The organism is Pseudoalteromonas sp. MMG013, assembly GCF_018100885.1.
Lineage (GTDB): Bacteria > Pseudomonadota > Gammaproteobacteria > Enterobacterales > Alteromonadaceae > Pseudoalteromonas > Pseudoalteromonas aurantia.
In genome coordinates, this window is sequence record NZ_JAGJEE010000006.1 from 1 (window position 1) to 14,751 (window position 14,751).

Sequence of the window (14,751 nt, forward strand, 5' to 3'; positions counted from 1 at the left end):
AAATAGCTTTATTGGGCAAATTCGCTTATCCAGAGCTGAGGTTACATACCTTAACTCTATTGTCAGATATTTTATCAAGCCACTAAAAAAGTGCACTAATTAGTTTACTTTTATTTGTTTTAGTGAAAAACTACACCGTATAGTTTACTTTGAGTGTGGTGATATGAGAATGTTGTGGATTGGACTGAGCATAATAATATGTGCGGTGATAGGAGGGTATAGTGTGAATAGTAATTTGGTCGCGAATGTCGAGGTAGAGCGCAAATCGGCTCAGTACGACGGTAAACAGTTCAATAACTTAGTGACTATTGCACCACAATCAATCAGTAAAACCCTCGGGATCGTAAAACGCTACATCACTGAAAACAGAGTCGATACAGAACCGACAAGTCGCCTCCCTATGGCAACGATTACAGCGGATTCGTTGGCAGCGCTCAGTAACGATAAAGTACATATTATCAAACTTGGTCACTCTTCGATTTTACTGAAGGTGAAAGGTGAATACTGGTTATTAGATCCGGTATTTTCAGAGCGAGCGTCACCTTTTAGTTTTTTGGGGCCAAAGCGCTTTCAACCAGCGCCGATATCCATAGCCGCATTACCGAATATAGATAAAGTTATTATTTCGCATAATCATTATGATCACTTAGATAAGGCGGCGGTTCGTGCGTTGGCACATAAAACCGCTCAGTTTTTGGTGCCGCTAGGGGTCGAAGGTGACTTAGCTGCGTGGGGAGTTGATAAGCAGAAGATAGTGGCGTTTGATTGGTGGCAAGAGCTAGAGACAAAAGACACTTTAGTCGCATTTACACCAACGCAGCATTTTTCAGGACGCGGCCTGAGTGATGCAAACACCACGCTATGGGGCTCTTGGGTTATAAAAACGGATAATGAAAGTCTCTATTTTAGCGGCGACTCGGGGTATTTTTCAGGGTTTAAAACCATCGGTGATAAATATGGTCCATTTGATTACACTTTACTCGAAACAGGTGCTTATGATGAGGATTGGGCGGACGTACACATGACCCCAGAACAATCAGTACAAGCGCATATTGATTTGCAAGGAAAGGTAATGATCCCTATTCACAATAGCACCTTCGACTTGGCATTTCATGCTTGGTATGAACCATTAGAGCGAGCACTGAGTGCCGCGGACAAACAGTCAGTTGTGCTAAATACACCGATTGTGGGAGAGGTGACCACCGTGGGATGTTGTGAGTCGCAAGAGACCCGCTGGTGGCATAGCTTATAAAAATGCTGAATGAATTGAATGTTTGAGCGCAGTGTGACAAGTACAACGATTGTCAGAAAGTTTGCAACTTCAGCATGTCCTACTAAAGTAAATTAATTGTAACTAGTGGTGTTTTTGCACTAGTTATGATTCATTGACAACAGTTAAGGACAGATAATGAAAATAACGACTCACATATTTACGATATTATTGATTACGCAGCTTAGCGTATTATTGGTGTGTAACAACGCCATTGCGGCTTCACACTTACCTATACTTGATTGGTTAAGTAAGCCACAAGAGATACTCCTGCCTCGCTCAGAGCGATTCACAATTGACGATTCGATTGAGATCATAACGGAGGATGGTTTACATCTAAAAGCCAATATATTTGTACCAACGCAGTTAGTTGAAAAAGCCCCTGCGGTGATATTCATTAATAGTTGGGCACTCAATGAGTACCAATATATTAAGCAAGCCGCTTATTTGGCTGAACGTGGATATATTGTACTGAGCTACGCAACGCGTGGCTTTGGTGGTTCTGAAGGTGTGGTGGATACCGCAGGACCCAACGATATTGCAGATTACAGCAGGGCAATTGATTTCCTCATTGATAACTATCCCGTCAATGAAAATGCGATTGGCACTGGTGGTATTTCGTATGGTTCAGGCATTAGTTTAATCGGTGCAGCGCACGACAGTCGGGTCAAAGCAGTGGCTGCGTTAAGTAGTTGGGGCAGTCTGGTTGATTCATTGTATGGCAATCAGTCACCGAGGCTGGCTTGGGGAGAAATATTAACCCTGTCTGGTCAGTTAACTGGCAATCTTGATGCCAATGTGCCACGTTACTGGGAGGCAATAAAGTCTCACGATGAAAGTACCTTACCGGAGGTCATTGATTGGGCATTAGTGCGCTCGCCCTCTGAATATATTGATAAGTTAAACGCCAATGGCACAGCCATATACTTAGCGAAAAGCTATGGCGATAATTTATTTCAGCCGAATAGTTTAATGACCCTATTTGAGCAATTAACCACCCCGAAATACATCGACTTGCTGCCAGGTACGCATGGTACGGCGGAGATTTTACCCGACCTACTGGGTATAGGAGAAAACCGAGTGTGGGAAAATGTATATCACTGGTTTGATATACATTTAAAGCAATTACCAAGTCAGTTACCCAGTGAAAAACCCATCAATATGAAAGTGAAGTTTAGCGATAATACCGATCAATTTACTTCTCTATCAAGTTCAGAAATTGAGACTCAGCAGTATTTTTTACATCCCCGTACTTGGTTTGATAATGGCGACTTGGAGGTTACGCCATATGGTGCAGAAAGCAGTAAAGATAATACTTTAAATGCATGGGCGGGCACGCTATTTACCACCAGTATTCCTGTGCTCTCGCAACTATTGGAGCAATTGGACGTCCCAATTTACAGTAATATCTATGCTGCATCAGATATTCGCAGCATTTACTATCAATCGCCAAAGGCAGCTAAAACGATGAAGATCAGGGGGAACCCAGCGTTAAGCATCTATGTACAACCACATGCAACTCAGGCGCAAGTGGTCGCCTATTTGTACGATATGAATGTGTTTGGCGTTGCAAAGCTAATCACCCATGGTGTGTACACATTGCCAAAAGCAGCGGCTGGAGGGGTGACGAAACTTGAATTTGAAATGGCGACAACTGCGTATGACGTACCTGCGGGACATCGTGTGGTTTTAGCCATCGATACACAAGACCCACAATATAAAAAGCCTAATAGGCACAGTTACTATATGGATATTGAATATGGTAATGGCCGTGAAGGACAGTTAATGATCCCTTACGTTCGGTAAACATGAAATAAAGGCTCGTCATGAGCCTTTAGGTCTGGTTGGGAGTATTCTATGTTAAATGCAGGGAGGGAAAATAAAGCGCTCAAGCAAAGTATTAACGCTCAGTAATTATCCATTTAGAATGTGCTTTATGTGGCGCACCTGCGCGTGTTAATTGTGGTCTACTTTCATTTGGGTTATACCAAATATATTGTTGCCAATAGGTATTTTTGATGTTCCAAACCCCTCCTTGATAGATGAGCTCGTACGCTGCTTGATTTGGTGAATCCCATAACTTGGCATACCCCGAAGAAGCGCTGCTATAACTGAGAAATAAGCTAGGCGCTTGTTGGCTTCGAAAGTAATAAGCGTTGTCGTTTGCTGGGACTTTTATCCAAGTAACCTCGGATGTAGCGTGACCTGTTAGAGGCGCATTATTGGTTAAGTTTTGACTCGCCATTGCGCGTCCCGCACTGGCCGAACGAATGGTTACGGTTTTTCCTATATCAGCGGATATGTTGGGTGCCTGCCAGTTGCTTGGCGGGGTTTTCCAAGTCAACGATTTCCAGCGCCAGTGATACGGCATACTCATATAAGGGTCATTTAAATCACTGTAACCTGGCTGCGCTTCAATATTAAATAAACACTGACGACGCTCTTCATCAAGCTGTGCTACTCGCGCACTTTGGTCAGTAGTTCCCACATTGAGTTCGGCCATGCATGCCGCGAGGGTTTTGCCTTTACCACTATCATTGGGGGCTAAAACATAGGTATGGTCTCGGTGTTGTTGATTTTGATACCACGACAACATGGCTTGCTCATCAAACGATAGCCAGTTATTAACCAACTGTTGTGCTTCGAGTTTTGCATGACTTTCGCGTTGTGACATGTCGACCGCCATCGTTCGAATAAACGCAGCCCATAAGTCTTTACTGGCTTCTAATGCAACCAAAGCAACGGGCTTCATGTTACTGGCTTTATAAGTGTCCCAGCCAGATTGCCCCAGCGTTTGCTCTTTCCAAATAACATCACCGCTACTGAAATTTAAAACATCAGAAGTATTATGGGTATGTTGTTCAGCACCTTGTGAGCATAAGTAAGCTTTTACTTGCCATACTTTTTCGTAATTATCATCCGCTAAACGAACGGTATGTTCTGGGCTAAAAGAATCTTGAAATAAATGCACTGCGCGACCAAATAAAAAGTAATTATGATCAACTTCCGTATTGGCTGAGGTACCGCCCCCATCCCACACTTTCATACGCTTATCATTGGCCATCGCCGCATTAACAAAATGATTGATAAAACGTGCTTGTGCCCTGTATGCGGCATTAACCCCGCCTTGGCCACCAATATCATCATAACGACGCATGAAATGGTCTTGTTGTAAATCAGCCGGCTCTTGTGAAACAGCATTGAAACAATTTGGGCCTGTGGGATCGGTACTTGCGTTGGTGACATTAAAGCCTGCAATATCGACCCATCGTTCGCCCACTATTGCTGAGTAAACATCATCATATTTTGGTTGGTAACTGGTATTGTGATTAGCAGAGGCTTGAATTCGGCTGATTTCTTCTAATGCGTTGCTGATATCTATATTTTTAGCGAGGCCTTGCTGCCAATGTTGACGAGGATCATTTGGGTCTACATCTATAATGTGTTCCGCATCTAAGACTTCTAATGCAGCTGTACGGGTTAACCATTCGTGTCCCATTGGCATAATGCCGCCACCACCTAATTGCGTAAATGCACTTGCGGTTGTGGTGGTGAGCAAGATCAGACATGCACTGAGGTTTTTGATTTTCATACTATTCCTTTGAAATATTCAGCGTCAGACGCTGTAAGTACTTTTATTGTTGTCACATAAAAACAGCCGATAAGTTAATTTATTTATCTGTATTTTACAAATTTATTACGTTTTTATGAAAATAAATGTTATCAACTACGCAAATTTGAGTAATTTATCTGGGTTTAAATTTACTTTCTATATTGGAAAGTAGATGCTAGGATTAATTTAGTTTCCAGTGTGGAAAGAAAGTTGAGTAACCAAAGTGAGCATGAAAATGGAATTGGAAAATACAGATGTTAGTAAAGCGAAAGAAGCATTGGCCTTAATTGAAGCAACAGAGCAGCGTTTAGAAACCTTAGCACGATTTCCAATATGGCTTATTTTGCTATGTTCGATAAGTTATGGTTTGTTTACATTTGCTTATGCCAATATGGCCCATGACAACGAATGGGCATTGGCGGCGATGATGTTTTTTGCGGTATTTCTGGCTGCGGGTTATTTCGGCATAAATTACTTGAAGCGTAAAGGCATCAAATTATTGATGTTACCAAGGTCTACATTAGGTGGCGTTTACTTTATTGGATTGGGGGTGACGTTCGGTGTCATCATCACACTCTCTAGAGCTTATTTGTTAGAAGGGGTTATATGGTCTGCTTATGTGGGGAGTGCTGCAAATATGATGTTAATGGCGATAGCTCAGTATTGCTATCCATTAAATGAAGTAAGTGCAACGCGAGGCCCCAATGAATAACGCTGAGTTTGATAGGGTTATTCATGCGCCGATACGTTTACAAATTTGCGCTCTACTCGCTAATGTAAGTGAAATGGAGTTTCAACCGCTAAAAGCGCATTTAGAAGTCAGTGATTCGGTATTATCTAAGCACTTGAAGGTATTAGAGGAGTCTGATTATATTGACATTTCTAAACAACGAGCTGAAACAGGGCACAAACGCACTTGGCTGTCTTTGACGGCACTAGGTCGAAGTGCATATCAAGGGCATAAAGCCGCATTACATGCATTAATAGGTAATATAAGCCATTAATGCGATATTAAATTACTGGAATATGCCGTTTTTGTACAAAACCGAGTGCTTAATTTACGCTAAAGTAACCTCAGGTTTGGATAAGGGTTTTGGCATAGAAAATGTTTTGCAAACAAACTTACGTACAATCCAATGATGATATTTTGTTCAATATCAAGGCGCTTTTATGCAGTAATAGCGGGCTATTGCAAATGAAAGCAACGCCGAGAGTGAGTAAAATAGCTTTATTGGGCAAATTCGCTTATCCAGAGCTGAGGTTAAAGTTAATAACGGCACTGTGATATGTGCCATAGGTTCGTCGATCACATATGTTAATCGAGGCGAAATTTTAACGCGTCAATGGGGCGGTTAGGTATCATAATGAGAAATCACAATGAAAAAGCGCACTGAAATTGCTGATTTTGCATATGCTTCTGAATTAGGTGGTATCGAATTGCTGAATGCACAATACCAAAAACAGAACTTTTCTCGTCACAGCCATGAAGGGTATACAATTGGGGTGATTGAATCAGGAGCGCAACAGTTTTATCGCACGGGCGGCAATCATATTGCACCTCAACACAGTATTATTTTAGTGAATGCTGATGAAGTGCACAATGGTTGCTCCGCCACTGAGTCTGGTTGGGCATATCAAGCAATGTATCCAACACCGCACGTTTTTGAAGCCATCAGTGAAGAGTTAGGTACTGGCCGTGGCGCACCTTACTTTCCAGATGCGGTCGTTTATGACCCTTACTTAGCAAATTTATTGAGAGCCATGTTTACCACGCTAGGTGAGTCGGATAATCGTTTGGTGAGAGAGTCTTTGATTTATTCGTCACTCATTAAGTTGGTAGTTAGGCACAGTAAATCACTCGATAAGGGGTTACCGCTGAGCCGTGCAAATGTGTCACTGGGACTGGTAAAGCAGTTCTTAGATGAGCATCCTGACTCAGATGTATCTTTACGAGAACTGTCGGGGTTAGCAGGAGTGAGTGCGTGCCATTTGTTAAGAGCGTTTCAAAAACAGTTTGGTTTGCCGCCACACAAGTATCAAATTCAAGCGCGGCTTAGAATGGCAAAAAGACTCTTACGGCAGGGCCGCAATCAACTGGATGTTGCACTAACATGTGGTTTTCATGATCAAAGTCATTTTCATCGGCATTTTAAGCGGATGATGGGCGTGACACCAGGCCATTATGCCAAGGCGGTTGCGAGCAATAACGTACAAGTTATTTGTTAGCAATTGTTTTAGGATATTTACATGATTTTTTTCAGGTAAATAATGATGCATAGAGTAGGGTCTACAATTCGAATATCATCAAGCACAGGCCATTATAATGCCCTTTTTCGTGGCGCATTGGCTGTTTTCCCGTTGGCACTGGCGGTGGTGCCTTGGGGTATACTCGCAGGCTCATACGCCATTGAAGTGGGTTTAACTTGGTATACAGCGCAGGCTATGTCGGCTTTTGTTTTTGCCGGAGCTGCACAACTTGCGGCATTAGGCTTAATAGCATCAGGCATTGGTGCTCTTGGGGTTTTACTTACGACGACTTTGATCACCTCTCGACATGTATTATATAGCTTGTCATTACGCCCGACATGGCAAGGGTTGCCGATGCGCTGGCGTATTACACTTGGTTTTTTATTGACCGATGAATTGTTTGCCATTGTTATGTCAGATAAGTTTAAAGCGTTAAAAACGGATCCTTGGTTTGCTTTAGGGGCTGGAGGATTTTTTTACCTGTCATGGAATCTCGCAACGGCGCTCGGTACTGTACTTGGCTCGTCAATGCCACAGCTGCATACTTTAGGCTTAGACTTTGCAATTGTCGCTACTTTTATTGCGTTAATAGTGCCCAGTATTAAAACGCCAGCCGTGTTGGTATGTGTGTCTGTGGCAACGTATACCGCAATGCTTTTTGCGCTTTGGCAATGGCAAGTCGGTTTATTATTATCAGCCGTATTAGGCATGCTTGCTGGATATATGACGGAATGTTTATACGGTGGTGATACCAAGGAGGCATTATGAGTTGGTTTGTATTGTTGGGTATGGCTGTGATTATCTTTATGAGTCGCTATGTTTTTTTGGAGCCTAAATTACCTATGGTACTTGGCCCTCACTTACAAAGGTTACTCACATATTCAGCACCTGCGGTATTAAGTGCGATTGTTGCACCGTTAATTTTTATTGAGGGTGAACAATTACATATTGGTTTGCAAAATCGTTATTTTGTTGGGGCGATAATTGCTTGCTTATTGATAGTGGTGACGCGTAATACTTTATTAACCGTGCTTGTTAGTATGGGGTTGTTTTTCTTTGCTTTGTAACCATCACGACAAAGATGAAAAAGTAGCATAGCAATGAGCTGCTACAATACTGTGTAGCAGCTCATTGACTCGTTACAATTTTACTTTTACATATTCACCTGGGGCATCATAAATTCCTGGGGTATCTTGGGTATGTGTTATTCTTGCGGGGACTTTCTCACTGTTGTGGCTGGTTACCCATTTTTGCCAATGAGTCCACCAAGAGCCTTTGTTGTGCTTTGCTTTATCAAACCACTGTTGAGGCTCGCCCGATACGTCAGGACCAAACCAATAACCATACTTATTTGCTTGTGGTGGGTTAATTACCCCAGCAATATGACCGGATTCACCCAGAACAAAGGTGATATTTTTGCTGGTTTGTTGTGCGCCTTTAAAGGTACCTTGCCACAGTGCAATATGGTCGTCTCTGGTCGATAGCACATAAAGTGGTTGTTTAATTTTGCTTAAGTCGATTTTAGTTCCACGAATACTGACTTGCTTTTCACCAATAAGTTTATTTTCTAAATACAACTCTCGGAGCATAAAGTTGTGACTTTTGGCGGTGAGATTGGTGCTATCGCTATTCCAATACAGTAAGTCCATACTCATGGGGGCTTTGCCCTTGAGGTAATTATTAACGTAATAATTCCAATACAAACTATTCTCTCTGAGCATACTGAAGGAAGTTCCCAGCATGTGTCCGTGCATAATACCATTTTGTGTGTTGTATGCTTCTAATGCTGTAACGGTCGGTTCGTTGACAAAAACCCCGAGTTCACCTGGTTGAGAAAAGTCCAATAACGTGGTCAGTAAGGTGGCACTTTTTATTCTTTGTTTCATGCGTTTTGATACGAAGTAGGCCATGGCTGTGGCTAACAAAGTACCGCCAATGCAATAGCCAATAGCGTTTATATCACTTTCGCCAGTGTGTTTTTCAACCGCATCGACCGCAGCGATGACCCCATCTACGACATAATCTTCGAAGCCAATATCTTTCATACTAACATCTGGATTTTTCCACGACATCATGAAGACGGTGTGACCTTGATCAACGGCCCATTTGACCATTGAGTTATTACTTTGTAGGTCGAGAATATAGTATTTGTTAACAAAGGGCGGTACGAACAAGAGTGGGGCTTGGTATACGTCGTCGCTGCTGGCGTTGTATTGAATGAGTTCAAATAAATGATTTTGGAAAACAACACGCCCAGGCGTTGTCGCCAAGTCTGTACCCAGCTCAAAAGCGCTTTCATCCGTCATGCTGATCCGCAGCATGTCCCCACCTTTTTCTAAATCTTTTTTGAATAACTCGAAGCCATCAATGAGGTTTTGACCATTAGAATCAAGGGTGAGTTTTAGTAGCTCGGGATTCGTCGAAATGAAGTTGGAAGGCGACAATGAGTTGACTGTTTGACGCGCAAAAAACTCTAACCGCTCTTTTAATTTATCGTCAAGTCCAGGGGTTTCGCGGATAGAGCTCAGTAGCGATTGTCCGAATAGTAAATAGCTTTGTTTAATATAATTAAACCAAGGGTTTTCTTGCCATTCATCGGCTTTAAAGCGTCTATCTCCACGCTCTTCGGTAACGGGGTCTTTGGTGTCAGCCATTTCTGTAGGTGCGAACGTTTGCTGAATGATCTGTAGCTGGTTTTGCCACCAATCTAGCTGGTTTTGTTGCATGGCTTCAGGTTTTTTTATTATGGCGTCTAACCATGCGCTGAAATCACGGTTACTTTGTTCTGAGAGTGCTTTTTGCACAGGATTATCATTAAACAATGAATTATTGAATGCAGTATACATGTCTTGATTGTATTGCCACCACGCATTCAGGGTTTGGTTTAGATCTTTATCTTGGGTATCCATTACGGTCATCCTAATGGCATTGGTTAATATCAATAACAACAAGGAGTAGGTGCGCTTTTGAGTTAGATGTTATAACTCAACAACAGTGTTATACGCACCTCAAGTTGTCGAATAATTCCACGGTATCACTGTGTTGTGTAATTACTCGATGAATGCTTAAGCTGGCGTTTGAGCCGCTTGAAGGTTTTCTTTAGTCAACGTTTCTAGGTTATCTTTGAACTCTTGACCTAGTTGCGATAATTTTTGGCCATCTTCAATCATTTGCTGACTGATGTTATTCAATACGGTAACTTGGCTTGCATTAAAATCAACCAAAGATTTTGCATCTTTTACATCGGCCGCTGCTTTAACCTGTGCCACTGACGTATTCGAAAAGTTTTGTACTGCATTGACTTGAATATTTGCAAGTTGTTCAATGTTTTGTGCAACCAGTTGGTTGAACTTAAGTACAGGTGAAAGGAACTTTTCGTTTTGCTCTGAAAATGTTTTAAGTAGATCTGTGTACATGATTGCTGGTCCTTTTAACGTTCATTAATTGATACTGCATGTGTTATCTGCGTGAGGCCATTTTTGGCTTCACCAAGATTTAGTTCATGTATAAACCGCCGTTAAGCGCAAGCGTTTCACCGGTAATATAAGCCGCTTTTTCTGATGCTAAATATACAACAGCATGAGCGACTTCATCTGGAGAAGCCAGACGCTGCATTGGGACTTGTGCTTTAATGTTATCTAATACGTCTTGGCGCATTGCGGCAACCATGGGCGTTTCGGTATAACCCGGTGCGACCACGTTTACGGTCACGCCAGCTCTGGCGCCTTCATAGGCTAATGATTTGGTAAATCCGATCATACCGGCTTTTGCCGCGGCGTAGTTTGCTTGGCCAAATTGGCCTTTTTGCCCATTAACACTGGAGATGTTGACTATTCGGCCATATTTGTTGGCACACATGTGTGCAAACAATGGGTGCGTCATATTAAAGAGCGCATTGAGGTTCGTGTTAATTACTTCGCTCCATTGCGTATGTGACATTTTTTTAAATGAGGTGTCGCGGGTGATCCCTGCGTTGTTAACCAATACATCAATACGGCCACGTTCAACAATGACTTCTGTAAGTTGTGTTTCACATGCTTGTACATTGGTCACATCTAAAAAAAGTGCTTTGACCTGATTAGGGTTGATCTGAGTTTGATTTAACCAAGCATCATAGTCAGCCTGCGAGCGACGTTCACTTGCGACTGCGATGACAAAATAATTGGCGTTAGCGAGCTGTTTAGCAATGGCGGTTCCAATGCCACCAAATGCGCCTGTGACGATGGCTGTTTGTTGGTTTTCCATAGTGATACTCCGTATCTGTTGTAGCAAATTAACTGCAAACCTTCACTACGTTTTCTAATCCGCATTAAGCAAAATTAGAAAGGTTTAAAGTGATACCGTCATTGTTCACCTTGAGTATGACGCTCAAGTAACAAAAGGATGTCATTTTTTATACACGTAGCTATAACTGCCTATAAACGTAATCCAAATCAGGAAAAATACACTATTCGGCAAACTTATGACTGATATAAATGTTAATTATTTGTAAGTCTTGTTTTTGGAGTAAAAAGTCTAACGTGTCGGTTAGACTTGGGCGTAATTATTCACATTGTGCAGCTGGGAAGTTATCTACCTGTTCATTGATATGAATTTGATAACTGTTGCCGTTAATTGCAGTGGTACCATAATGACCTGCATCTTCGCCGATAGTGAAGCTTTGTAACGGATTTAATCCCGCGTTTATAAAGGCTTGTGCATCCGTTTTAGCATTGCCATAGGCCCTAACAATATTGAGTCCTTTAGCCTTTAGCTGATTGATTTGTTGTGTTTTATATTCAGCGGTACGAAACAGACTGGTTTCGTTGGTTAACGAGGTACGTAGATACCCTTGGGGCAAATTCATCCAAGATAGCCAACTGCGCGTGCCTTTGGCATACCAATATACGCGTGCAGTTAAATAAACAGGTTGATAGCCAAGGTCTATGTATCGACGGACTAGGGCATAAGCAGCTTCTTTTGGGTCTGCGTACTTAATGCCTGTATAGTCGCCGATTTGTTCTGCGTCAGACTCAGTTAATGTTCCATCTATGTCAAATAATATCGCAGGGGTATTTGGTTCAACAACGGTAATAAAACCTTGTGTGCCAGTGCCATCGGCGGGAACAGCAGCATATATGCGATATTGACCGGCAGTAAGGGGTGGTATAGTGATACTGGCTTTTCCATCTCGGTTTGTTGTTGCTTGAGTTACAAATTGCCACGCTGAATCATGTTCACCTCGCAAATAAAAGTTAACGGTTTCAAACTCTAAGTCTTTATGGGCTATGCTGCCGTAATCGAACTTAGCAGTCACCGTAATAGGTTGGCCATATGCAGCAATTTCATCATGGATCATATGATAGTTTGGTAGCCAGGTTATAAAACGATTTAATGTGTTTTGATAAGGGGCACGGTCAAAGCTTGGCGGGGCAATAATGTGCTCCATGATCTCAGGCTGTGGGCATTTAGGGAGCGCATGTGCTGGCATTGAGCTAAGGATCAATGTACTTAGAAGGCATATTCTTTTCATTATTCTTCCTTTATTTTACTGGGAAATAAAGTTTAGAATAAATACTCAATGTTGCAATTTTGTTATTTTTGATGCTTTTAAACTAAATTGACAGGCAAACACTTTATTGTGTTCAAAACGAAGAATGAATGAAGAGCCAGTCATTCTCCGAGGGCTAAAAGTTTAAACAGATTTGAATTGCAATTGAACTAGTCGCTGATAAAGTTCACAGTTTTGCATTAACTCATGATGACTGCCTATCTCTACAAGCTTTCCGGCCTCTAATACGGCTATTTTATCGGCATGCTGGATAGTTGAAAGGCGATGGGCGATGATAACCGTTGTGCGATTATGCATTAGCGTATCTAACGCTTGCTGTACATGATATTCACTTTCACTGTCGAGAGCACTGGTTGCTTCATCAAGCAGTAGGATGTGTGGGTCTTTTAGAATTGCTCTGGCAATCGCAATGCGTTGTTTTTGACCGCCCGATAATCGCACGCCACGTTCGCCTAAAAAGCTACGATATCCATCAGGTAATTCCATAATAAAATCATGTGCGTGGGCTTTTTTTGCTGCTTCGATTACTTGCTCATCAGTGGCGAGAGGGTTGCCATAGCGAATATTATGCATAACATCGCTGCTAAAGAGTGCGGGTTGTTGTGGCACTATGGCCATTTGCTGTCGTAAGTCTTGTGGTGTAATGCTTCGAATATCGACACCTCCTAGCAAGATTTCCCCTGATTGTGGGTCATAGAAGCGCTGAATGAGTTCAAATAATGTACTTTTACCAGCTCCAGAGGGCCCTACGAGTGCTAATACCTTGCCTTGTTCAATGATTAAATTCAATTTATCGGCAGCGGCCTGATTGGGACGAGATGGGTAATGGAAGCTAACCTCTTTTAGGATGAGTTGCGCAGGTAAAGAGGCTGCAATAACATGGTGATTTGTTGGTGCCTGAATTAGGCTTTTTGCTTGTAAGATCTCAATCAAACGCTCGGTCGCGCCTGCGGCGCGCTGTAATTCACCAATCACTTCAGAAATGGTGGCTAAAGACGATGCAACTAAAATGGCATAGAAAACAAAAGCACCGAGATCGCCACCACTCATATGACCTGCAATCACATCACTGCCGCCGACCCACAGCATACAGGTGATCGCACCAAAGACGATAACAATGACGCCAGCAATGAGCGTGGCTCGCTGCTGAATACGACGGCGACCAATGGTAAAAGCCTGTTCAACTTCATCTTTAAATGATTGCTTTTCTTGAGGTTCTTGAGTATAGCTTTGCACTGTTTTGATATGCTCAATGGCTTCACCTGCATAGCTGCCAACATCAGACATTGAGTCTTGACTTTGCCTAGATAGCGTTCGTACTTTTCTCCCATAAAACAAAATAGGGATGAGAATGAAAGGGACTGCGCACAATACCACAAGGGTTAATTTAATATTTGTGGCGAATAGCATAAATAACGCACCAATCAGCATTAAAGCACTGCGAATAGCCATTGATAACGACGAGCCAATAATACTTTGTAGTAGAGTTGTATCTGTGGTTAAACGAGACATGATGTCGCCGCTTTTGGTGGTTTCAAAATAGCTGGGATGTAACGAAATAACATGATTAAACACCGCCAAGCGAATGTCAGCACTGACTCTCTCACCGATCCAAGAAACCAAATAAAAGCGTAGATAGGTGCCGGCGGAAATTAGTACGGTAATAACTAAAATAAATTGTACTGCGCGTTCCAATTGTTCTAGCGACTGCTCCGCAAAACCTTGATCGATTAACATTCTCACGCCTTGGCCAATTGATAGGGTCAACCCTGCTGTGAGAATGAGTGCCGCTGTTGCCAAGGCTACGCGCGCGAAATAAGGGCGAACAAAACGTTTTAATTCTAGCAAAATAGAGAGCTTTTTATTGCTTGATTTTTTGCTGTTGTCTGTAAGTGGATCAGTTTGCACGTGTGCGTTCCTAAAATTAGGGGGGGAGTTTAGGCGTAATACAGCCTGCTCGTATATTTGCGGGTCGTTGTAATGCCTTTTATAGAAACTTTATGGCGAGAGTGCAACTGAGACAACCCTGATTTTCTGTAACATTTTATAATGTCGTCAACATATTGGACG

The 14,751-nt window shown here is 42.3% G+C and carries 13 protein-coding genes; 7 read left to right on the forward strand and 6 right to left on the reverse strand.

All coding sequences use genetic code 11. The features are described from left to right. Positions 1-163: 163 nt before the first annotated feature. Both J8L98_RS07910 and J8L98_RS07915 read left to right on the forward strand, forming a co-directional pair. On the forward strand, positions 164-1,252 hold the full coding sequence (locus tag J8L98_RS07910; protein WP_210995995.1) for an MBL fold metallo-hydrolase: 1,089 nt from the start codon (positions 164-166) through the stop codon (positions 1,250-1,252). A 156-nt stretch (positions 1,253-1,408) separates the two neighbouring features. Then, a complete protein-coding gene (locus tag J8L98_RS07915) occupies positions 1,409-3,076 on the forward strand; it encodes an alpha/beta fold hydrolase (protein ID WP_210995996.1) in 1,668 nt (555 codons plus the stop codon). Positions 3,077-3,170: 94 nt separating this feature from the next. Here the strand turns inward: J8L98_RS07915 and J8L98_RS07920 are convergent, their stop codons facing one another. Further along, positions 3,171-4,862 (reverse strand): hemolysin D, encoded by a 1,692-nt coding sequence (locus tag J8L98_RS07920; RefSeq protein ID WP_210995997.1) that lies wholly within the window; start codon positions 4,860-4,862, stop codon positions 3,171-3,173. A gap of 250 nt (positions 4,863-5,112) precedes the next feature. On the opposite strand from J8L98_RS07920, the gene J8L98_RS07925 reads away from it, so the two are divergent. The 5 genes from J8L98_RS07925 (at position 5,113) to J8L98_RS07945 (ending at position 8,197) form a co-directional block, all read left to right on the forward strand. Then, positions 5,113-5,595 carry a hypothetical protein gene (locus J8L98_RS07925; RefSeq protein ID WP_210995998.1) on the forward strand — a complete coding sequence of 161 codons (483 nt, stop codon included), beginning with the start codon at positions 5,113-5,115 and terminating at the stop codon, positions 5,593-5,595. Further along, the gene (locus J8L98_RS07930; protein WP_210995999.1) at positions 5,588-5,887 is read left to right on the forward strand and encodes a transcriptional regulator; all 300 of its coding nucleotides are present in this window, start codon (positions 5,588-5,590) and stop codon (positions 5,885-5,887) included. The genes J8L98_RS07925 and J8L98_RS07930 overlap by 8 nt, the downstream gene beginning before the upstream one ends. 373 nt (positions 5,888-6,260) lie before the next feature. Next, positions 6,261-7,109: an AraC family transcriptional regulator gene (locus tag J8L98_RS07935; protein WP_210996000.1), complete on the forward strand. Its 849-nt coding sequence runs from the start codon at positions 6,261-6,263 to the stop codon at positions 7,107-7,109. 42 nt (positions 7,110-7,151) lie between these two features. Further along, complete coding sequence (locus J8L98_RS07940; protein WP_247682476.1) at positions 7,152-7,898, forward strand: AzlC family ABC transporter permease; 747 nt, start codon at positions 7,152-7,154, stop codon at positions 7,896-7,898. Beyond that, positions 7,895-8,197 carry an AzlD domain-containing protein gene (locus tag J8L98_RS07945; protein WP_210996001.1) on the forward strand — a complete coding sequence of 101 codons (303 nt, stop codon included), beginning with the start codon at positions 7,895-7,897 and terminating at the stop codon, positions 8,195-8,197. Before J8L98_RS07940 ends, J8L98_RS07945 begins: the two co-directional genes overlap by 4 nt. 72 nt (positions 8,198-8,269) lie before the next feature. Here the strand turns inward: J8L98_RS07945 and phaC are convergent, their stop codons facing one another. The 5 genes from phaC to J8L98_RS07970 all read right to left on the reverse strand — a co-directional run bounded on the left by phaC (position 8,270) and on the right by J8L98_RS07970 (position 14,589). Then, a complete protein-coding gene (gene phaC, locus J8L98_RS07950) occupies positions 8,270-10,039 on the reverse strand; it encodes a class I poly(R)-hydroxyalkanoic acid synthase (RefSeq protein WP_210996002.1) in 1,770 nt (589 codons plus the stop codon). Positions 10,040-10,195: 156 nt separating this feature from the next. Continuing rightward, a complete protein-coding gene (locus J8L98_RS07955) occupies positions 10,196-10,546 on the reverse strand; it encodes a phasin family protein (protein ID WP_192506603.1) in 351 nt (116 codons plus the stop codon). A 79-nt stretch (positions 10,547-10,625) separates the two neighbouring features. Next, a complete protein-coding gene (gene phbB / locus J8L98_RS07960; RefSeq protein ID WP_210996003.1) occupies positions 10,626-11,375 on the reverse strand; it encodes an acetoacetyl-CoA reductase in 750 nt (249 codons plus the stop codon). 298 nt (positions 11,376-11,673) lie between these two features. Next, positions 11,674-12,642 (reverse strand): phosphatidylinositol transfer protein, encoded by a 969-nt coding sequence (locus J8L98_RS07965; protein ID WP_210996004.1) that lies wholly within the window; start codon positions 12,640-12,642, stop codon positions 11,674-11,676. A gap of 162 nt (positions 12,643-12,804) precedes the next feature. After that, positions 12,805-14,589, reverse strand: coding sequence for an ABC transporter transmembrane domain-containing protein (locus J8L98_RS07970; RefSeq protein ID WP_210996005.1), 1,785 nt, complete (start codon positions 14,587-14,589; stop codon positions 12,805-12,807). Positions 14,590-14,751: the final 162 nt, after the last annotated feature.

Bases quoted from the DNA above. Each gene is read 5' to 3' on its own strand.
- J8L98_RS07910 (WP_210995995.1), top strand. From the start codon at position 164: ATGAGAATGTTGTGGATTGGACTGAGCATAATAATATGTGCGGTGATA.
- J8L98_RS07915 (WP_210995996.1), top strand. From the start codon at position 1,409: ATGAAAATAACGACTCACATATTTACGATATTATTGATTACGCAGCTT.
- J8L98_RS07920 (WP_210995997.1), bottom strand. From the start codon at position 4,862: ATGAAAATCAAAAACCTCAGTGCATGTCTGATCTTGCTCACCACCACA.
- J8L98_RS07925 (WP_210995998.1), top strand. From the start codon at position 5,113: ATGAAAATGGAATTGGAAAATACAGATGTTAGTAAAGCGAAAGAAGCA.
- J8L98_RS07930 (WP_210995999.1), top strand. From the start codon at position 5,588: ATGAATAACGCTGAGTTTGATAGGGTTATTCATGCGCCGATACGTTTA.
- J8L98_RS07935 (WP_210996000.1), top strand. From the start codon at position 6,261: ATGAAAAAGCGCACTGAAATTGCTGATTTTGCATATGCTTCTGAATTA.
- J8L98_RS07940 (WP_247682476.1), top strand. From the start codon at position 7,152: ATGATGCATAGAGTAGGGTCTACAATTCGAATATCATCAAGCACAGGC.
- J8L98_RS07945 (WP_210996001.1), top strand. From the start codon at position 7,895: ATGAGTTGGTTTGTATTGTTGGGTATGGCTGTGATTATCTTTATGAGT.
- phaC (WP_210996002.1), bottom strand. From the start codon at position 10,039: ATGGATACCCAAGATAAAGATCTAAACCAAACCCTGAATGCGTGGTGG.
- J8L98_RS07955 (WP_192506603.1), bottom strand. From the start codon at position 10,546: ATGTACACAGATCTACTTAAAACATTTTCAGAGCAAAACGAAAAGTTC.
- phbB (WP_210996003.1), bottom strand. From the start codon at position 11,375: ATGGAAAACCAACAAACAGCCATCGTCACAGGCGCATTTGGTGGCATT.
- J8L98_RS07965 (WP_210996004.1), bottom strand. From the start codon at position 12,642: ATGAAAAGAATATGCCTTCTAAGTACATTGATCCTTAGCTCAATGCCA.